Origin of the sequence: Chromobacterium fluminis, assembly GCF_011602385.1 — a bacterium.
Taxonomy (GTDB): domain Bacteria; phylum Pseudomonadota; class Gammaproteobacteria; order Burkholderiales; family Chromobacteriaceae; genus Chromobacterium; species Chromobacterium fluminis.
Window position 1 is genome coordinate 12582 of record NZ_JAAOMA010000052.1, and the last position, 19441, is coordinate 32022.

Annotated in this window: 13 protein-coding genes; 2 read left to right on the forward strand and 11 right to left on the reverse strand. The window is 64.7% G+C overall.

Going from position 1 to position 19441, the window contains the following annotated elements; genetic code table 11:
* Positions 1-30 precede the first annotated feature (30 nt).
* The 6 genes from HA052_RS23595 to HA052_RS23620 form a co-directional block, all read right to left on the reverse strand.
* Positions 31-567: a GNAT family N-acetyltransferase gene (locus HA052_RS23595; protein WP_166453872.1), complete on the reverse strand. Its 537-nt coding sequence runs from the start codon at positions 565-567 to the stop codon at positions 31-33.
* Positions 568-675: 108 nt separating this feature from the next.
* Positions 676-2784, reverse strand: coding sequence for a site-2 protease family protein (locus HA052_RS23600; RefSeq protein WP_240937537.1), 2109 nt, complete (start codon positions 2782-2784; stop codon positions 676-678).
* A gap of 2 nt (positions 2785-2786) precedes the next feature.
* Positions 2787-4118, reverse strand: coding sequence for an efflux RND transporter periplasmic adaptor subunit (locus tag HA052_RS23605; protein WP_166453873.1), 1332 nt, complete (start codon positions 4116-4118; stop codon positions 2787-2789).
* Positions 4119-4125: 7 nt separating this feature from the next.
* On the reverse strand, positions 4126-4887 hold the full coding sequence (locus tag HA052_RS23610) for an efflux RND transporter periplasmic adaptor subunit (protein ID WP_166453874.1): 762 nt from the start codon (positions 4885-4887) through the stop codon (positions 4126-4128).
* On the reverse strand, positions 4884-6407 hold the full coding sequence (locus tag HA052_RS23615) for a TolC family protein (protein WP_166453875.1): 1524 nt from the start codon (positions 6405-6407) through the stop codon (positions 4884-4886). Before HA052_RS23615 ends, HA052_RS23610 begins: the two co-directional genes overlap by 4 nt.
* Before the next feature lie 52 nt (positions 6408-6459).
* The gene (locus HA052_RS23620; protein WP_166453876.1) at positions 6460-12768 is read right to left on the reverse strand and encodes a DUF4347 domain-containing protein; all 6309 of its coding nucleotides are present in this window, start codon (positions 12766-12768) and stop codon (positions 6460-6462) included.
* A gap of 362 nt (positions 12769-13130) precedes the next feature.
* Between HA052_RS23620 and HA052_RS23625 the strand changes: the two genes are divergently transcribed.
* Positions 13131-13913: a class I SAM-dependent methyltransferase gene (locus tag HA052_RS23625; protein WP_166453877.1), complete on the forward strand. Its 783-nt coding sequence runs from the start codon at positions 13131-13133 to the stop codon at positions 13911-13913.
* On the opposite strand, the gene HA052_RS23630 is transcribed toward HA052_RS23625, so the two are convergent.
* Both HA052_RS23630 and HA052_RS28045 read right to left on the reverse strand, forming a co-directional pair.
* Positions 13885-14238 carry an antibiotic biosynthesis monooxygenase family protein gene (locus tag HA052_RS23630; RefSeq protein ID WP_166453878.1) on the reverse strand — a complete coding sequence of 118 codons (354 nt, stop codon included), beginning with the start codon at positions 14236-14238 and terminating at the stop codon, positions 13885-13887. The genes HA052_RS23625 and HA052_RS23630 overlap by 29 nt on opposite strands.
* On the reverse strand, positions 14235-15341 hold the full coding sequence (locus HA052_RS28045; RefSeq protein WP_166453879.1) for a cytochrome P450 family protein: 1107 nt from the start codon (positions 15339-15341) through the stop codon (positions 14235-14237). The genes HA052_RS23630 and HA052_RS28045 overlap by 4 nt, the downstream gene beginning before the upstream one ends.
* Before the next feature lie 169 nt (positions 15342-15510).
* Here HA052_RS28045 and HA052_RS23640 point away from each other — a divergent pair, with 169 nt between their 5' ends.
* Positions 15511-16236: an ArsR/SmtB family transcription factor gene (locus HA052_RS23640; RefSeq protein WP_206119029.1), complete on the forward strand. Its 726-nt coding sequence runs from the start codon at positions 15511-15513 to the stop codon at positions 16234-16236.
* A 40-nt stretch (positions 16237-16276) separates the two neighbouring features.
* Here HA052_RS23640 and HA052_RS23645 read toward each other — a convergent pair whose 3' ends face one another.
* The 3 genes from HA052_RS23645 to HA052_RS23655 form a co-directional block, all read right to left on the reverse strand.
* Positions 16277-17266, reverse strand: coding sequence for a GlxA family transcriptional regulator (locus HA052_RS23645; protein ID WP_166453880.1), 990 nt, complete (start codon positions 17264-17266; stop codon positions 16277-16279).
* A gap of 2 nt (positions 17267-17268) precedes the next feature.
* Complete coding sequence (locus tag HA052_RS23650; RefSeq protein WP_166453881.1) at positions 17269-18159, reverse strand: MBL fold metallo-hydrolase; 891 nt, start codon at positions 18157-18159, stop codon at positions 17269-17271.
* Positions 18160-18607: 448 nt separating this feature from the next.
* On the reverse strand, positions 18608-19057 hold the full coding sequence (locus HA052_RS23655) for a hypothetical protein (RefSeq protein ID WP_166453882.1): 450 nt from the start codon (positions 19055-19057) through the stop codon (positions 18608-18610).
* Positions 19058-19441 lie beyond the last annotated feature (384 nt).

Here is a 19441-nt window from a genome sequence, read left to right on the forward strand (position 1 = left end):
GGAGTGACCACTCCCGTCAGACCGCCAACGCTACACCCCGACCCGAGCCTCGCCCTGCGGCGAGTGGCGCTCGGGTCGCCATACCAGCTTGTCCGCCATGTCGCCGGCTTCTTCCAGTACAAAACCCAATTGGTGATAGAGCCGGCGCGCTTGCACATTGCTGTGCCACACCACCACCGCCAACGGCGCGCGCACTTGCCAGGCCGCCTGCTGCAAGCCCATCAGCACCTCCTTGCCGTAACCCAGGCCGCGCGCTTCCGGCACCATGGCCAGGAAGATGATGCGCACTTCGTTATGGCCGAAATCCACCATCACCACGCCGACGCTGGCTCCGGTTTTTTCAATGACGAAGTGCATCGCATCCGGATAGTTGTCGCCGGCGCCGCGTTGCAGCACCTGGTATTGCTGTTCCTGCACAGTGCGGATCAGTTCCTCCTCTCCGTCTATCAGCTGCAAATCCGGACGGGCGCTGCGGTAGAGGCCGGCAATGAAGGCCTCGTCGAGATGTCGCGCCGGGCGCAAATGCAGGCCTTCGGCCAGCGAGGAAGTGTTCAAGAATGAGGACATGATGAACGGCTCCTTTCCAAAACCTGTTGCGGGACGCGCCGACGGCGCGCCCGTTTCGTTCTACGCGCCAACGCGCGCAAGGTCTTGCAAATCAGGCGAAACCCGCCCTTACAACCCCGCCTCCCGGCGGAACACCGCCAGCAACTGACGCAACCCGCGCTCCAGCAAGCTGTAACGCTCGCCTTGCAGCCTCGCTACGCCGGCCAGTTCCCGCAGCGGCGCGCCGCTGCGGTCGCAGCGCTCCAGCCGTACGCGGAAGGTGGCCGCCAGCGGCACCAGGCCGCGGTCCCGTTGCTCGGTGGGAACCGGCCCGCCATAGGTGGAGGCTAGCAAGGGCTGGTCCAGCAATGGCAGATTCAGCCTGTCGATCTGGCCCAGCCTGCATTCCACGCTCCAAAACTCTCCACCGTCGGCGACGAAGCGGGCGACATGCCCCGGCTTGAGTCCGTTCAGCGCCGCCTCCTCGACAAAGGCCTCACCCTTGACCCCGTCGGGCCCCACCACGTCCAGCAGATGTTCGCCCTCGGCCAGCGCGGTGCCGGCGCGCAGCGCATCGCTGACGTCCACGACTCGACCGGCGAAAGGCGCCGCCAGAGTAAGCCTGGCCATCTGCTGGCGCAAAGCGGTCACTTGCTCCTGCGCCACCTGCCATTGCTTGCGCAAGGCGGGACCACGCTGTTGCAGCTCCAGGTCGAACGGTTGCTGCGCGGTCTGCCAGGCCAGATCTCGCTCACGGGCGCCGGCCAGCGCCAGTTGCGCCTCCAGCATCGGCGAGCTAAGTCTGGCCATGATCTGCCCCGTCTTGACCAGTTGACCGTCGCGCACCAAAACTTCGGCCACTTCGCCTGCCGCCGGCGCGTACAGCCCCTGCGACTGCAAGGCGCCCAGCACGGCCGGGCTGGCCACCTCGCGCTGCCACGGCAGAATCAACGCCAGCGTCAGGACCAGCAAGGCCGCGGCGCTGCGGCGGGTTGCGCGGCCCCAGCGCAGATCGGCTCGGCGCTGCCACCACACCATCAGTTCGCCCACCACCGGGCGGGCGATGAACCATCCCAGCTCCACCGCCAGCAACAGCATGCCCAAGGCCTTGAAGAACAAGTGGTAGACCAGGAAGGCGATGGAAAGAAACAACACCAGCCGGTACAGCCAGGTGGCCCAAGCGAACAGGATCAGCCCGCGTCGGCGCGCGGCCGGGAAGTGCTCCGGCACCGGGTCGTCCAGACCCAACAAGGTTTTGCGCAGTTGCCAGCGCGCCAGCGCGAAAGCGCGATTATGCAAGTTGGGCAGACCAAGATAATCCGCCAGCAGGAAATAACCGTCAAAGCGCATGAAGGGGCTGGCGTTGATCGCCAACGTCGCCAACCAAGTGGTGGTGGCCAGCAGGAAAACCCCCGCCCGCAATGGACCGTCCGGCAAGAAGCTCCACAACAAGGTGGCCCAGGCGGCCAGAACCAGCTCCGCCAGCATGCCGGCGCCGCCGATCAGCAGCCGCTGACGGCGCGCGTTCAGCTTCCACGCATCGTTGGTGTCGGTGTAGAGCACCGGCATCATCACCAAAAACGCCACGCCCATGGCCGGCACCCGGCAACCGAAGTGGCGCGCGGTCAGCGCGTGCCCCATTTCGTGCAGGATTTTGGCCAGGCTCAGCGACAGACCGATGCCTATGGCGGCGCTGACCCCGCCATAGGCGGAAAAAGTGTGGGTGAACTCGTCCCAGCGCCGGGACACCAAGGCCAACGCCAGCAGCAGCACCGCACCCATCGCCATCCAGAAACGCGGATGGAATAGCCAGCCGGTCCACGGCAGCAGACGATTAAGCAGGGCCTCCGGCCTCAACAGCGGCACCCGGAAGAACAGGTAGTTCTTCAACAGCCACATCGCGCGGCTGGGTCGGTTGGCCTCGCGCAACTGCCACAGCCAGCCGTTCTGCTCGACGCTGACGGCCTGCAGCAGTTGGTGGCGGGACAAGAACAACAGTACGGCTTCGATGTCTTCCGCGCCAAGTTGCAGCGTGGTTTCGGCATTGACGGCTTGCAGCACCGCCTCGGCGGTGCCCAGCCGCCAACGCGACAGGATTTCGAAACTGGCCCAGCCCAATTGATAGAAGCGGTGGGCACAGGGATCGTGCAAGGTCCAACTGGGCGCGCCGTCGGCCAGCACCGGGCCAGGATGCAGCGTCAGTTCCTGACGCAGCGCGGGTAAGGCGGGAGATGGCATGCTCACCACCCCAGCCATTGCCGCGCGGCGGTCAGCGGCCGGCGCAAAGCGTAATAAATCAGCGGCACCCAGTCGCCGTAGACGCGGGCGGTGCCCATCTGCCCCAAGCGCGGCTTGTCGCCGTCAACGAAGCGGGCTTGCAGCCGGTAGGCGAGCAGGCCACCCTCCACCGCTTCCGCCTTGTAGGCGACGCGGAGGATTTCCGCGTCGTAGGACTCGGTGGGCGAAGCGTTGGGATAGAGGGTGATCTTGCCGCCGGGGGCCACGTCTATGGCTTCCGCCGCCGGCAGCCAAGCGGCCAGTTCCACGTGGGCGGGGTCCGCCAGGGTCATCACTTTTTCACCCACCGTCACCGCCTTGCCCTGCCAGTCGTTTCGATCGGAAAACACCACTACGCCGGCGCTGGGCGCGGTGACGTGCAATCTTTGCAGTTCCAGGCCGGTGTATTCGGCGGCTATGCTTTTTTCTTCCAGCTTGGCGCGGTCCTGCGCCATGGCCAGCTTGCCCTTGTCGTCGGTGACCGCCAGCTGGGCGCTGGCCCGAAAGCTTTCTTGCGCGGCGTCTCGCTCGCGCGCGGCCATGGCGAACTGACCAGCCAGCGAGGTGGCGTCAAGATCAAACAAGGGGTCGCCGGCTTTGACGCGCTGATTGGGTTGCACCTGGATGCGGTCTATCACCCCGCTGAGCGGCGCGCGCAGCAGCACCGGGTTTTGCGGCGTCACTTCTCCGCGCGCCAGCACGCTGAGGCGTATCGGCATGCAGGCCAGCAACAGCGCCGCGATGAGCAACCTCCTCTGCTTGCGACCGGGCCTCAGCCATTGCCGCGCCAGCTCCCGCCAGTTGCGTCTGGGCGCGAAACGCAGCAACGCATGGCCGTAGCCGTGAGCCAACTCTTCCGCCAACTTGCGCTCGTAATCGCTCCACGGCATTTCCCGCGCCAGCAGCCAGGTGCCCTGCTCGCCCAGAGGCAGCCACAGCGCGTGGGCCGGCAGCCAAGAGGACCAATCCTCGGCCAGCTCCGTCGGCAGATCGCCGGCTTCGAGCAAGCGGCTGTCCTGTCCGACTTCCGGCCCGCCAGCCTCCGCCAAATGGCGGAAGACGCGGGACAGCCATTGCATGTAAGGCGCGGTGGGATCCAGCTCCGCCAGACCGGACAACGCCGTCACATGGCGATGCAGACCCTCGCGCCATACCGCCGCCTGGCGGTATGGCAGTAGTTGCTGGCTTTCGTTGACGATGATGAAACCCAGCTGCTCTGCGCTGACCGCGTCGCGCGCGCGGTGCAGCAGCTGCAGCAGGCCGGCTAGTTCCCGGCTTCTATCGGCGTGCCCCATGCACCGCCTACTTGAAGCTGGCCCAGCCGCTCATCCCCGGCAGCAGGCTGGCGCCGTTGCCTTCGATGACGCCCACCGCGAGGATGGACTGGCTGACCGGATCTATCTGCGCGCCCAGGCGTTCTATCCTGGCCGGGAAGCTGGCGCCCAGTTCGTCCACCGCCACGGTGAACTTGCTGCCGGACTTGAGCTTGGCCAGCCATTTGGACGGCACCAGCATGCGCAACTCCAGCGAGCCGGAGTCGACGATGTCCAATACCGGATTGCCCGGGCTGACATATTGGTGCACCGCGGCGATGCGGCGCGCCACGCGGCCGTTGAAGGGCGCGCTGATCACGCATTTGCCGACGACGGTCTGCATATAGCTGGCGTCGGCGGCCGCTTCCTTGGCTTTGCCCTGGGCCTGGGCCACGTCCAGCGCGCCGGCGGAATTGAGCTTGGCCAGTTGGTTGTTCACCTTGAGCAACTGGCTGGCGGCCTCCAGCGAGGCCTGGGATTTGCGCAACTGGGCGCGGTAGCTGCCGCAGTCGAACTGCACCAGAGCCTGGCCCTTGCTGAAGCTGGCGCCCTCAGGCACCGGCAAGGCCGCGATCTTGGCCGCCACCTCGCCGGACAGGGTCACGGCGTTGCGCGCCATCAACTGCACGCGGATACGGCCGTCGCTGGCGTTGGTCACCGGCGCTGGCAACGGTTTGGCCGGCGGCGTCGCTGCCTGGGCCCAACCCGCCGCCAGCAAGCAGACCGTAGTCCGAAATACCGTCAACTTCATGGCTTGCTCCCCGCCACCTGACCCTGCCAACGCGTTTCCGCGCCCTTGAAGGCGGCGGACAAGGCCGGCAGATCATAGCTGGCGGTGCTTTCCGGCAGCGGGTCCATCCCCAGGCTGGAGCCCATCTGGCCGTAGGCGTTTTGCAGATCGCCGTAGCTTTGGTACAGCCGCAGCGTGGAGAATACCGCGTTGGCGTCGGCCAGGATCGCCGGCAGGCGGCCCTGCACGCCGCTGTCTGTGGCGTTGCGGTTCTGCACGTAGATGCGTTGCTCCACGTCGTTGAGTTCTTGTTCCAGCCCGAACTGGCGCGAGCGGCCTTTGAGATCGAGGTAGGCCACGTGCACCTGGGTCAACACCGCCATGTTCAGCGCCATGCGCTGGGTCTTGGCCACTTGCAGCTGGGCGTCGGCGGCCTTGGTGATCGGCCCGGCGCTGAACAGATTGAGCAAGTTCCAGCTGATGCGCAGGCCGGCGTCGCTCCAGGAGTTGTTGACCAGGAATTTATTGCTGTCGTAGTTCTGTCCGATGCTGAATTCCAGGCCCGGCAGCAGCTTGGCGATGGCCTTGCGGGTTTCGGTGACGCCGATGCGCTCGTTGTAACGCGCCTCGTTCAATTCCGGCCGATTCAGCAGGGCCATTTCCTCCATCTGCTCCAGCTTCAGGCCCAAGGCCGGAGTGGGCAGCCCTGCCGGCACCGCCACCTTGAAATCGGTGCCCGGCGGCACGTTCATGATGGCGGCCAGCTTGGGTTTGGCCTGGGCCAGCGCGTTGCGGATCATGCCCATCTGGCGGATCACGTCCAGCAGTTGACGGCGGTAGTTCAGCGCTTCCAGCGGCGCGCGCAGCTTCTGCTTCTCCACCTGTCTCGCGTCTTCCAGCGCGCGGTTGGTTTCGGCCAGCAGCGAATCGATGCGGCCCTCCAGCTGTTGCGCGCCCACCGCCTGCCACCAGGCTTCCCGCACTTGCTGCATCAGTTGCTGCGCCACTTTGCGCTTGCGCTGCTGCAAGATCAGCATGCGGTCGGACTGCTGCTGCGCGGTGTAGTAGCTGACGCCGAAGTCCAGCACGTTCCAGCTCAAGTTGAGGTCCGCGGTATGGCTGCGCTTCTCCGAGGAGATGGACGGCACCAGCGATTGTTCTCCGGTAGCGACGTTCTGCGACGAGGAGGCGTTGTCCTTGTTGCGCGCGGTGTAGCCGGCGGCCAGCGCCAGCTTGGGCAACATGTCCAGGCTGGACAGGTCCAGCTGACGCTGCGCCATCGCTTCTTCCATCAATTTGACCCGGTAATCCAGGTTGTACTTCAACGCGCGCGCCATCGCCTCTTGCAAGGTCACCGGCCCGGCCAGCGGTTCCTGGCTGCCGAACATGGCCTGGCGATCCGCCGCCAGCGTGGCTTGGCGATCTCCCAGGCTCATCGGCGTGGGCGTCACCGCGCAACCGGTCAAAGCCAGCGCGGTCAGCGCGGCCAGCGTTCGAAGAACGCCGAGGCCGGCCCCTCCCCCCTGTGTTTGTTGCGTCATATCGTCCCCTGTGCGTTTGTTTGTTTAGTGAAGTTATGTATGAAACCCGCGGTCAAACCACGTCCTCCGCCTGCAGCCATTCGGCAATCTGCTGGTCGAAAGCGGGTCTGCCATGCTGGCGGAATTGCTCGTGCAAAGCAGGTTTGCCGGCCGCCGCGACCTTCTCCGTTGCCGCGGCCGCCTGCCCGCCCGTGCCGGTTTTCAACTGCATATGCGTGACGCCGCGATGGCCGTTTTGGTCGCTGACGGTCACTTCCAAAGACAGGGATCGGCTCCAGCCTGCCGGCGGCGTGCCGCTGAAACGACCGGTCTGAGGATCGAACTTCAGCCAGGTCGGCAACGGCTGACCATTGCTCTGACGCACCTGAATGTTCAGCACCGCGTCCGGGTTGCGGGTAATCACGGTGCCGGGCGGCAGGCTGAAGTTGAAGCCCTGCCCGGCCACCAACGGCCGCACGCCCAGATCCGGCATCACTTGCAGCGGCGCACTCGAGGCGCCGCCCAGATTGGAAACAAAGGGCAGGCTGGCGTTGCCTCGTCCAAACGGTTCGCTCGGCGTCGGCGCGAAACGGTCCTGGCCAAAGGAAATCTGGACGGGATTGCTCGTCAGAGGCCCTACCGGACCTTGCGGCGTCTGCGCGGGGCCATTGCTCACGCCGCTCACCGCGGCCAGCACGATATTGGGCGTAATGGGCGCGATGTTGATGACCGGCGCCGTGTTGGGCTGCGGCGGCGCTTCCGCCGGCGGCAACGGCGGCAGCACCACCGTGGTGGCGGAGCTTAGTTGATAGGCCGGAGCCACCGTCTGCTGCTGGGTCACGTTGCCGGCCAAATCAGCCGCCGCGCCGGACTTGAGCGCCAGCGCCACTGAGCCCGCGCCGCCCACCCCGGTCAACTGCACCACGTAGTGGCTATCGCTGATGCGGACGATATTGCCGATGCTGGCGCGGGCGCCGCCGCTGGTGATCACGCTCAGATCGCTGGCGTTCAGGCCGACGATGGGTTTGTTCAGCACCAGGTCGTAACGCAGGCTGCTGGCGGAGCTGGAAACCGGGTCCAAGCGGGTGAAGGACTGCGGCGCCGGCGCGGCGGTGTCCACGGTAAACGTGAACGACGCCGACTGCGCGCTGATGTTGCCCGCCACGTCGGTGGCCGTGGCGCGCACGCTGTGGTTGCCGTCCGCCAACGCCTGACTCAGATTGAACAACCAGACGCCGCTGCCGTCGGCGGTAGCGGTGCCGACCTGCACGCCGTCGATAAACACAGCCACCTTGCTGCCGGCCTCGGCCAGGCCAGTCACGCTGGGACGGTTGACGTTGGTGATGCCGTCCCGGTTACTGGAGCCGGAGTCGGTGGCCTGAGTCAGGCCGGTATTCGCCGGGCCGTCCGGCGCAATGGTATCCACCGTGATGACGTAGGCTGTCGACTGGCCGCTGGCGTTGCCCGCCAGATCGGTGGCGGTGGTGCGGATGCTGTGATTGCCGTCCGCCAGAGAGCTGCCAAGGTTGTAGCTCCAAGCCCCGCTACCGTCCGCCGTCGCCGTGCCCACCGCCGTGCCGTCCACGTACACCGTCACCGTGCTATTGGCTTCCGCCGTGCCGGTGACCGTGGGACGGTTGTTGCCGGTGATGCCGTCGCCATGGTTGCTGCCGGTATCCGTCGCCGTACTCAAAACCACGCCGGACGGCGTCGCGGGCGCGCTGCTGTCTATCACCACGTTGTAGGCGCTGGATTGGCCGCTGCTGACGCCGCCGCTGCTGACCACGGCGGTAATCGCGTGCGCGCCGGAACTCAGGCTGGAGACAAAGCTGTAACTCCAGGCCCCGCTGCCGTCAGCGACCGTGCTATCGATGGGCACCCCATCCACATAGATGATGACAAGGCTGTTGGCGATCCCGGTGCCGGTCACCGTGGGCGTGGTGTTGCTGGTGACGCCGTCGCTTTGGCTGCTGCCGGTGTCGGTGCCGCTGGTCAGGCCGGAGACGCTGGGCGGCATCAGTTGCAAGGCAATATTGCGAGTAGCTGCGGCGCTGTTCTTGGTCCCGTCGTTGACGGTGAAACTGACGGTGCGGACGCTGGTGTTGGGCGAACCGGCGGTGTCGTTGTAAGTGACCGCGCGCAAGGCCGCCTGCCATTGCGCCAGCGTGGCCGTCGCGCCGCTGGACGTCAGCGTCAGCACCCCGGTGCCGGCGTTGTAACTGGCCGTGATATTGCCGAAGGTGCTGCCGCTGGTGTTGCTGAAGGCCAGCACATCCTCGCCGCTGTGGAAGTTGCCGGTAATGGCCACCGTGGCGCTGGCCAAAGTGGTGTTGTCCAGATCGGACACGGTCAAACCGCCGTCCACCGGCGTGGCCGCGCCGCCCACCACATAGGCGCCGGCGCTGCCGGTAGTGGTGGCGATAGGCGTTTGATCCGTAGCCGCCACAGTGACGCTCCGGGTCACGGCGGCGCTGTCCTTGCTGCCGTCGTTGACGCTGAAGCTGATGGTGCGGGTGGCGGTATTGGGCGTCACCGCAGTATCGGTATAAGTGACCGCGCGCAGCGCGGCCTGCCATTGGGCCAAGGTGGCTGTAGCGCCGCTAGAGGTCAGCGTCAGCACCCCGGTGCCGCTGTTGTAGCTGGCGCTGATGTTGCCCATGGTGCTGCCGTTGTTGACGAAGGCCAACACGTCCTGACCGCTCTGGAAGTTGCCGGTAATCGCCACCGTGGCGCTGGCCAAAGTGGTGTTGTCCAGATCGCTGACCGTAATACCCGTGTCCACCGCCACCGGCGTGGACGTCGTATTGTCCCCGGCGGTGAAGGCCGCGCTGCCGCCGCTGGTGTTGGCGATCGGGGTTTGATCGGTTGCTGCCACCGTCACGCTGCGGGTCACCGCCGTGCTGTTCTTGCTGCCGTCGTTGACCTGGAAGCTGACGGTGCGGGTGGCGGTGTTGGGCGTCACCGCCGTGTCGGTGTAGGTCACCGCCCGCAAAGCCGCCTGCCATTGCCCCAGCGTGGCCGTGGCGCCGCTGGACGTCAGCGTCAGCACTCCGGTGCCGCTGTTGTAACTGGCTGTGATGTTGCCGAAGGTGATGGCGCTGGTATTGCTGAAGGCCAACACGTCCTGGCCGCTCTGGAAGTTGCCGGTAATCGCCACCGTGGCGCTGGCCAAAGTGGTGTTGTCCAGATCGCTGACCGTAATGCCCGTATCCACCGCCACCGGCGTGGACGTCGTATTGTCCCCGGCGGTGAAGACCGCGCTACCGCCGCTGGCGGTGGCGATCGGGGTCTGGTCGGTGGCGGTCACCGTCACCGCGCGGGTGACGACGCTGCTGCTGGCGCTGCCGTCATTGACCTGGAAGCTGACGGTGCGAGTCGCGGTGTTGGGGCTTACCGCGCTGTCGGTGTAGGTCACCGCCCGCAAAGCCGCCTGCCATTGCGCCAACGTGGCGCTGCCGCCGCTGGAGCTCAGCGTCAGCACCCCGGTGCCGGCGTTGTAGCTGGCGGTGATATTGCCCATGGTGCTGCCGTCGTTGGTGAAGGCCAGCACGTCCTCGCCGCTCTGGAAGTTGCCGGTGATGGACACGGTGGCGCTGACCAGGGTGGGACTGGCGCTGTCGGTGACGGTGAGGCCGCCATCCACCGCCACTGGGGTGGAGGCGGTATTGTCGCCGGAAGTGAAGGCGGCGCTGCCGCCGCTGGGAGTCACCACCGGCACCACCGCCACATTGACGGTGGAAGCCAAGGCCAGCGTGGTGGTGTCCACCCCGCCGTTGCTGGTGCCGCCGTTGTCCTTGACGCTGGTCAGCGTCACCACGCGGTTGCCGGCGGTGGGGCTGCCGTTGCTGTCTCGATAGGTGATGCCGTTGACCACGCTGGCCGCGGTGCTGCCGGATATGCCGCTGCTGCTGATGGATACGGTAGCGGTGCCACCGGAGAGGGAGACGGTAACGCTCAGGCCGTTGCCGCTGGTGGTGACCGAGTTGCCATTGCTCAGCGCCACATTGCTGCCGTCTATGGACAGGATTTCGCTGCTGCCGTCATGCAAACCGGACACGGTCAGGGTCAGCAGGATGATGCTCTGGCTGGATTCAATTGCGCTAACGCTGGCGCCGCTGAACACCGCCACAGCAGAGCCGCCCATGGCGAAGGTGGGATTGCTGGCGGTGGCGCTGGTGGTGGGCGCGTCGTTGACCGCCGCCACCGCCACCGTCACATTGCTGGAGCCCGTGCCGCCGCGGCCGTCGTTGACGCTGACGTTGACTGTGCGGGTAGCGGTGTTGGGATCGTTGCTGGTGTTGTTGTAAGTCAGCGCCGCCACCAGCGTGGCCACCCGCGACGGGGTGGCGTTGCTGTTGAAGGTGACGATCAGATCATGACCGCCGACACCATCTCCGCTGGTGGCGATTACCCCTATGCTCACCCCGCCCACCGTCACCACGCTGCCCACGCTGGTGCCGCTGGACAAAGTCACCGTGCCGCTGGTGTCGATGCCCAGCACATCCTGGCCGCTTTGGCCGTTGGCGGAAATGTGCACGGTCAGATTGCCGCTGTTGAAGTTGGGGGTATCGCTATCCGTCACCGTGACCGCGGTGCCGGTATCCAGTTTCACCGCGCCGCCTTTCTCGGTGAAGGTGGGATTGTCGCCGTTGAGGTTGCCTATCACCGGCGCGGCGTCCGCCGCCACCGTCACCGTCTTGGTCACCGCGCTGCTGTTGATCGCGCCGTCGTTGATGGCGAAGCTGATGGTGCGGGAACTGGTGTTGGGCGACAGCGAGCTGTCGGAATAGGTCACCGCGCGCAAGGCGGCCTGCCACTGGGCCAGGGTGGCCGTGGCGCCGCTGGAGGTCAGCGTCAGCACCCCGGTGCCGCTGTTGTAGCTGGCCGTGATATTGCCCATGGTGCTGCCGTTGTTGGTGAAGGCCAGCACGTCCTCGCCGCTGTGGAAGTTGCTAGTGATCGACACCGTGGCGCTGGCTTGGGTGCTGCTGTCGGAATCGGACAACGTGATGCCGCTGTCCACCGTCACCGCAGTGCCGGTGCCGCTGCTATAGGCGCTTGAACCGCCGCTGGCGGTCAGCGCCGGCGCAAAACCGAAATTAATGGCGTTGATGGCGCCTATGCCTATCATGCCGGTCACATTGTGACCGTTGGCCGCCAACACCCGGAAGGAATCAATGCCCTGGAAAGCACTGTTGCCGGAGACATTGAAAGTCACCAGCCCGCCGCTGCCTTGCAACACGTCGCCCACGTTCAGCGTCAACGTCGCGCCGCTGACCGCGGAACCGTTGATATAGCCGACCAGTTGCAGATTGCCGCCGGCGGTGCCGGAGTCGAAGCCATTCAGCACCACGCCGATGGAATTCAAGGTGAAGCGGCTGCTATCGTTGGACTTGACGCTGAAATAGGAGATGGGAATGGTGCCGTCGCTATAGCCGTCCACCGTTTCCGTGGTCACCGAGCCGGCTTTTTCGACAATAATCGTCTGGCCGCCGTTATTGGTGGAACCCAGTTGCAACGAGAAATCCCAGCCCTGGAGGTTACCAGCGTTCACCACGCTGCCGGATGGGTTATAGGTGTTGCCATCCGATGTGGTGAAATCGGTGGTGCCGGTTACCGGCCGCGCCAGCAAGGCGTCGTAGCTAAAATGCAAGGCATCCACGTCGATGTGCCCGCTGTTGCGCTCCAGCGTCCAGTCGCCGCCCAGCCTTGCCGCGCCGGTGGCGTCGGTGGACGCGGCCACGTCGGCATGGGTGTAGCGGGACAAGGCGCTGACGAAGGCGGCCCCGCTGCTGCCGGCGGCGATGTCGCAACCGTAGAGCAGAATATCGCCGTCGGCGCGCAAGGCTTGGCCTATGGTTTTCAGGTCCGCCTGACGGCTATCCAGCTTGGCGGTGGTCAGCTCCACGCTGCCCAACATCAGATCCCCGCTCTGTCCATGGGAAATCACATGGATGGCGGCGTAGCCGTGATGGGTTTTCGCCCATTCCGCCATCTGGCTCAGGCCGTCCTGGCCGGCATTGAGCACCACTACTTCCATGCCGGCCGGCATTTGCGACAGCAGGCTCTGGTAATTGACGACATTGGACTCGACAAACACCACCTGTTTGGCCGGCACGGCCGGCGCCAAGGCCGCGGCGAACTTCTCCGCCAGCCTCTCCACCGCGGCGGACCGCGGCGCGGCCGGCGTCTCCGCCGGAGCCGGTCGCTCCATGGGGTGCGGCGCGTCCGCATGCGCCGAGGCGGCGGCGGCCGTAGCGGCCGCCGCGCCGTCGAACATCAACCTGGGCTCCAAGGCCTGCAACAGCAGGCGGGAGCGTTTGAGAACCGGTGTCTTCTTATTACTGCCTTGCGATTGCCCCGCTGATTTCCACCACCCCATCACGCTCTCCCCGATCATTTCGGCTTAAAGCACCGGTCGAACCACGCCAATGACTGCATCCAAAAAGCTGCTCAGCGGATTAGAACCTGTATCAAAGCAAAAATAAATGACAATTAAATAAATTCAAATCAGAACAACTGCGACAACGTAACAAACCAGGCCGCCTGTAAGCTGACAAAAGCTGTCAGCCGCAAGGAAGAAGGCCCCTCTTTAAAAAATAGTTGTTCCTCACGCGAAGTAAGCTAAGTGCAAATACGTAGCGCGCACAATATTTATTCAACATATGAAATATGCCGTGGCTTGCCCTCGTCCGCGCCATCCCGTATCGTTCGTCCGCTGTCCGCCCATCCAAGGATTTCTCCATGCCCGCCACCCCGCTGTATTGCGCCGCCGACGCGCGCCAGGACGCCGCCCACGCGCTGGCCGAACGCTTTGCCCTGCCGCTGCTGACGCAGAGGCCCGAGCAAGGCTATTGGCTGGAACTGGGCGAAGAACGGCTGGAACTATTGACCACCGGCAAGCACGGCGCGGTGTATGCGGAATTCGTCGAAGGCGCGGCCAAGCATCGCCGCGAGCAGGGCGGCGGCCGCGGCCAGCCGGTGGCCAAGGCCATCGGCCTGAAAGGCGCCAAGGAACTGCCCTATGTGGTGGACGCCACCGCCGGCCTGGGCCGCGACAGCTTCGTGCTGGCCGGATTGGGCTGCCGCGTCACCTTGGTGGAGCGCTCGCCGGTGGCCGCCGCGCTGCTGGCCGACGCGCTGGAACGCGCCGCCGGCCACCCGGACACCGCCGACATCGCCGCTCGCATGCAACTGGTGCACGCCAGCTCCATCGCCTGGCTGGCCGCGTTGAGCGAGACCGAACGGCCGGATGTGGTCTTCGTCGACCCGATGTTCCCGGACACCGACAAGAAAAGCGCCGCCGCCAAAAAGGACATGCAAGCCTTTCAGCAGGTCATAGGCGACGACCAGGACAGCGCCGCGCTGTTGCAAGCCGCCATCGCCGCGGCCAAGAACCGCGTGGTGGTGAAACGGCCGCGGCTGGGCGCGGCCATCGAGGGCGTGAAACCGTCTGCGGTGCTGGACGGCAAATCCACCCGCTTTGATCTTTACGTGATCAAGGCCTTGAACCCGGCCCTGGGCTGACGCCATCAGGGACCTGTTCCCGCTCGAACATCCCATAATCCCGCAACACCGCCGCCACCCGCAGCCGGTAATCGGCGAACAAGGCCTCCCGGCCCTGCCGCTGCGCCGCGCGGTGCGGCTCCAGCCGCCGCCAGGCCGCCACCGACGCCTCATCGCGCCAGAACGACAGCGACAACATCTTTTCCGGCCGGCTCAGGCTGGCGAAACGCTCGATGGACAAGAAACCGTCCGCCGTCGCCAACTCCCGCCCCAGGCGCTCCGCCCAGCCCAGATACCCGTCCCGGCCGCCCTCGGCCAGTTCCACCTCGAAAATCACCGCAATCATTCCGTTCTCCCTTCCATGCCATAAATGCGCACGCGCGCGTTGGGCAGCCTTCGAAAACGCGCCGCCGCCGTCAAAGTTTTCCAATCCGGCCGCATCGCCGCCAAGGCGGCCAAGCCGCCGCGGGCAATCTCCAGCGCCAGCGCCCGGCCCGGACAAGCATGCCGGCCCGCGCCGAACATCAAACTCTCGCCCGGCCCTGCCGGGTCAAGCGCCGCCGCGGCCAACACCACCAGCACGGAAGCGCCGGCCGGCACCGTCTGCCCGCCGTGGGACCACTCCCCCACGGTAAAGCGACGGGTGTTGTGCAAGACCGGATCCTGCCAGGCCAGCCAGGCCCAATCCGCCGCCGCGCCCGCCGCCAGCGGACGGCCTTGGGCCTGATGCCAGACCGCGGCGGCGAACAGACCGGCGCCAGCGTCCAGGCTCTGGAACAGCAGACCGATCACATTCGCCGTCAACGCCGCCTCCTCCGCCGTCCACTCGCGTCGCAATACCGCCAATAGGCCGCCGGACCGCGGCAAAGCCTTGGCCACCCGAGCTTGCAACGCCGCCAAAGCCTTCTCCCCGCTCGCCTGCGCCTCGGCGTCGGCATCTGCCGCCAGCGCCTGGGCCAAGGTAACGACCTCCGCGACCAAGGCCGGCGCGGCCTCCATAGGCAGCCCCAGCAAACCCGCCAGCGTCAGCACCGGCAAGCCCTGCGCCATCCGGTCCAGCAAGCCCCCGTTCAACGGCTCCCGTGCCAAGCAGTCCCGCGCCAGGCTTTCCGCCAAGCGTCCGGCCTCCACGCCCGCCACCGTCGCCAAGGCCCGGTTCAAGGCCGCCTTCAGCGCCGGGTGGCGCGGCGCCTCGTTCATCCGCGCCCATAGGCAGAAAGTCCGCGCCAAGCCGCCGTCGCCCAGCTGCGGCGGCGCGGGCTGCTCCAGCGGCCGCACCCGACACTCCGCCGCGGCCAACACCGCCTGCGCCGCCGCGTATCCTGCCGCCACCCACAAGCCCAGGCCGGCGTCAAAATACAATGGCCGCCGCTGCGCCAGATCCCGGTAATAAGGATAGGGATGGGCATGGACCACCGCCGCCAGCGGGTCCAAAGGCCAAGCGTTCATGCCGCCCCCGTCAGGCTCACGCCGCTACGCGCCGGCAACACCGGCTCGCTCAGAAAATGGCTATGCAAATAGCCCAGCAAATCCCCCATCTCCGCTCTCCTTGTTCAAGCTTGACGATGGGTTTATCGTAGCCGGCGGCATCCGCCAAAGTTTCAGCCGAGGATGAACCATGCTTGCAGCCCCGCACGACCGCATACCCGACATCAGCCGCCTGGCCAGCCTGCTGGCCGACCCCGGCCGCGCGCTGATGCTGCTGCTGTTGCAAGACGGCCGCCTCTACCCGGCCAGCGATCTGGCCCAAGCCGCCGGCCTGTCGTCGCAAGCGGCCAGCAACCACCTCGCCAAGCTGCTGCACGGCCAGGCGGTGCGGGTGGAACAGCGCGGCCGCCACCGCTATTACGGCCTGGCCAGCCCGACCATCGCCCATGCGCTGGAAGCGCTGTCCGCCGCCGCCGGCGAAAGCCGGAGCGCGGTGCGCCCCAAGGGCAATGCCGACATCCGCCTGGCGCGCAGCTGCTACGACCACCTCGCCGGCCGGCTGGGCATCGCCGTCGCCGACTTCCTGCAACAGCGGCAACTGCTGCAACGGCGCGATGAGCGCGAATTCGCGGTGACGCCGGCCGGCGCGGACTGGCTGGCGGCGCGGCTGGACATTCAACTGGACGGCATTGCCCGCCCGCGCCGGCCGCTGGCGCGCGCCTGCCTGGACTGGAGCGAACGCCGCGACCACATCGCCGGCAGCCTGGGCGCAGCCCTGTGCCAGGCCTTTTTACAGCGCGGCCTGACCGAGCGCCGCAGCGACAGCCGCGCCTTGCGGATTACGCCGGCCGGTTACGCTTTCTTGAAGCAGGAATGCGGAGTGGGCAGCGAGCAGCTGCGGGAGGAATCACCCTAGGGAGAGAAATGCGAGCAGTATGAAGAGGAGATGAAGATACTCAATCATCGCTTTCTATACCGAAATCGCGGCGCCACTCCCGTGGCGCAACACCAAAAACCTTCCGGAAATTCGTACGCAGCGATGCTGCGCTGCCAAAACCCACGGACTCGGCAATCGTTTCAATAGACTGCCCGCTGGTTTCCAGCAGCACCTGGCTGCGCTGTAAACGTTCCGCCAGCAACCACTGGCTGACAGTCATACCAGTGGCCTCGTAAAAACTGCGCGTCAATGTGCGGCGGCTCATATGCACATGCCTGGCCATCGCGTCCAAAGAACATGGTGTGGCCAGATTCCGACGCAACAACTCCAACAAGTCGTTAATACGGGTATCGCGGCTGGAACTAGGAACCGGTTTTTCAATGAGCTGGGCCTGCCCACCCTCCCGGTAAGCCGGCAACACCAAACGTTGGGCAATCTTATTTGCCGCAGCGCTACCGCAGTATTCGCGCACAATCGCCAAGCAGCAGTCCAGACCCGCAGTCACACCCGCAGAGGTCGTTAGCCTATCGCTATTCACATAGAGCGCGTCGGCCTTGAAGCTAACCGCGGGAAAACGCTCGGCAAAATCCTGAGCATACTCCCAATACGTCGTCGCCTCCTGGCCGTTGAGCAACCCCGCATAAGCCAGGACATACGCGCCCAAGCATAAACCAACAATACGCGCACCCCGCGCCCTACAAGCCCGCAAAGCCGCAATCAAGGCATCGGATGGGCGCGAACTAGGATCATGCCAGCCAGGGATAATGACAATATGAGCCTCCGCCAAGGCCTCCAAACCCCATTGGGGCTCCAGACCCAAGCCATGCGGCCCCTTCTGAGCGCCCTCCGCACACACCTTGAACGAAAACAGCGGTGGCCCCAGAAAAACCTCCGGGCTAAAAACCAGACAAGGTATCGCCACGTGAAAAGCGCTGAAATGCGGACCGACAAAGAGCGCCACCGACAACGGTGAGCAGCGCTCTCTAAAAGAGGAAATTTGAGCAAGCATACTTAGAAAGTATAGGCCTCACCGTCTAGCGGCACCAATACCCGTCGTCTGTTCATGCCCACCTGATCAATATAATTGCGCAGCTCCGCACGGGTCTGTGCGGCATGATTCACCGTCTCCATATGACTGGCGATCACAGTGGCTTGCGGCGCCATACGGTGGGCGCGGAGCAAATCCTCCTTGCCCATGATCAAAGAACCGGCAAACCCCTCCATCCGCGCGTAGGCGGTATTAAGGATAATCACCTCAGGCCGATGGCGTCGTATCGCCTCTTCCACCGCCCCTGTCCACACCGTGTCCCCGGCCACATAGACCGTTTTATAGCCAGGGCTTTCCAACACGATTCCCGACACCTCCCCCATGATCTGCCCCAATGGGGACGCCATCAAGACATCTGGCCCATGCTGCCCTCCGGTGCGGTACAAGCGCACTCCCTGAAATTCAGCATCGCCGGTGAGAACCCGCACCGTCATAAAACCATCCCGCCGCACGCTGGCAGCATCAGCCTCATTCTGCGTAAAGATAGGAATGCTCTTGGGAAGGCGACGGCGAGTAGCGTCGTCCCAATGGTCGGGGTGCAGATGAGTAAGAATCACCGCGCTCACCTGATCCAGCACCTGATCGGCGGGCATAGGAAGCTCCACTCGCGGAAACCGGAGCTGACTGTTATAGCTGCCCGGAAGCCCCGGATAAGCATCCTTTTCCGCCAGCATTGGATCAATCAGGAAATTTACCCCTCCGTAGCTCAGCTTAATCGTGGCGCTGCGAATCTGTTGAAACTTCATGGTTTTCGCTGACGGCCGCCCCGTCTCCTCCGCCGCAGCCACCACGCCGGAGCACAGCGGAAAAACGGTCAAGATAACGACAAGGCCAAACAATGACAGAGATCGCATTTCATTTCCTCTCTACGAGCGAAAACATAATTGAGTACTCGTCAGCCCCAAGCCACCACCGTAGCCAAGAAAGCCTCAGATGCCCCCCAAGCACACTTAAACTCGTGTGCACATGACTCAAAGCCGACACCTAGCTCTCATTATCCGATTGCGCCGCCGGAAAGACGTGTTACTCCGGGGTCAATAAACGAAAAAATCGGGCCATATCCATGCCAATAACCCCGCTTAATGAGTCAGGCCGGGTCAACTCTGCTTTCTTGAAGCAGGAATGCGGAGTGGGCAGCGAGCAGTTGCGGGGAGATTGAAGCGGTTTGCGCGCGGGAGCGTGGCGGGAGCAGCCCTTGGACAGTGTCGGCGGGGGTTGGTGGGTATCGCCTACGGCTCCACCCGCCCTACAAGACCGTTCGCCGTAGGGTGAGTGGAGCGCAGCGATACCCACGCAAGGCGCTTAGCGGTTTCTCAGACGGATGCGACGGAAACGCGCTTCCAGCTTGAGCCTTTGTCCCAGCGCCCGATAGAGCTGGTGTTGGCTATCGACATGGCGATAGACCCGGACCCGATCGGCGCCCAACAGCATCATGATTTCCAGGTAGTTGAAGAAACCCATCCACTGGCCGCGTCCGTCGCGGTCGTCAAAATCGATGTCGCGCGCCACGCGGCTGAGCAGGCCTTTACCGACGTATTCGCGGTTGTCCTTCATCCATTGCAGCAGGTGGGCCGCGCATTCGCGGCCGTAGGTGACATTGGAGGGGTAGTCCTTGCTGGGCGTGGGCATTTGCCAGTAATGCCGATAGGTGCGTCCGGGGCAGAAGCGGACGAAGGGGAGCAAGGCTTCCTGTTGTTCCAGCGAGTGCAGTTTGTAGCGGCGACGACGGGGGAAGTTTTGAGAATGTTGCATGGTGTTTCTCCTGCTGTGACACAAGATAAACCACCTGCCGAGAGAAGCTGAGGTATTAGGCAGGCGCGTGGCAGGATTGGCGTACCGGACACTGTTAACCCGGTGAGTGCATGGCACTCTCCCACCATGCGCCTGCCGAATGGCACGACCATGGAAAAGCAGCTTGCGCAGGGGTCTGCGCAAGCAAGTTAACAGTGATTACGGGACGCCAATCCCGTGTGCCGCTTGTTTTGGCGGCAACGTGGGGATTGTTCCTGAGGGAGTGCTTGGGGTCAAGGTGGGGTGGTCAGTTTTGAATCCACTGCGCGGATGATGTTTTTGGTGCCGCTTTCCGCGCTAACCGAGCGAAGCAAGCGTCGCATCGCGAGGGAATAAGACGGGGAG

Excerpts from the sequence above, each read along its gene's own strand:
- HA052_RS23595 (WP_166453872.1), bottom strand. The coding sequence starts at position 567 with ATGTCCTCATTCTTGAACACTTCCTCGCTGGCCGAAGGCCTGCATTTG.
- HA052_RS23600 (WP_240937537.1), bottom strand. The coding sequence starts at position 2,784 with ATGCCATCTCCCGCCTTACCCGCGCTGCGTCAGGAACTGACGCTGCAT.
- HA052_RS23605 (WP_166453873.1), bottom strand. The coding sequence starts at position 4,118 with ATGGGGCACGCCGATAGAAGCCGGGAACTAGCCGGCCTGCTGCAGCTG.
- HA052_RS23610 (WP_166453874.1), bottom strand. The coding sequence starts at position 4,887 with ATGAAGTTGACGGTATTTCGGACTACGGTCTGCTTGCTGGCGGCGGGT.
- HA052_RS23615 (WP_166453875.1), bottom strand. The coding sequence starts at position 6,407 with ATGACGCAACAAACACAGGGGGGAGGGGCCGGCCTCGGCGTTCTTCGA.
- HA052_RS23620 (WP_166453876.1), bottom strand. The coding sequence starts at position 12,768 with ATGGGGTGGTGGAAATCAGCGGGGCAATCGCAAGGCAGTAATAAGAAG.
- HA052_RS23625 (WP_166453877.1), top strand. The coding sequence starts at position 13,131 with ATGCCCGCCACCCCGCTGTATTGCGCCGCCGACGCGCGCCAGGACGCC.
- HA052_RS23630 (WP_166453878.1), bottom strand. The coding sequence starts at position 14,238 with ATGATTGCGGTGATTTTCGAGGTGGAACTGGCCGAGGGCGGCCGGGAC.
- HA052_RS28045 (WP_166453879.1), bottom strand. The coding sequence starts at position 15,341 with ATGAACGCTTGGCCTTTGGACCCGCTGGCGGCGGTGGTCCATGCCCAT.
- HA052_RS23640 (WP_206119029.1), top strand. The coding sequence starts at position 15,511 with ATGCTTGCAGCCCCGCACGACCGCATACCCGACATCAGCCGCCTGGCC.
- HA052_RS23645 (WP_166453880.1), bottom strand. The coding sequence starts at position 17,266 with ATGCTTGCTCAAATTTCCTCTTTTAGAGAGCGCTGCTCACCGTTGTCG.
- HA052_RS23650 (WP_166453881.1), bottom strand. The coding sequence starts at position 18,159 with ATGCGATCTCTGTCATTGTTTGGCCTTGTCGTTATCTTGACCGTTTTT.
- HA052_RS23655 (WP_166453882.1), bottom strand. The coding sequence starts at position 19,057 with ATGCAACATTCTCAAAACTTCCCCCGTCGTCGCCGCTACAAACTGCAC.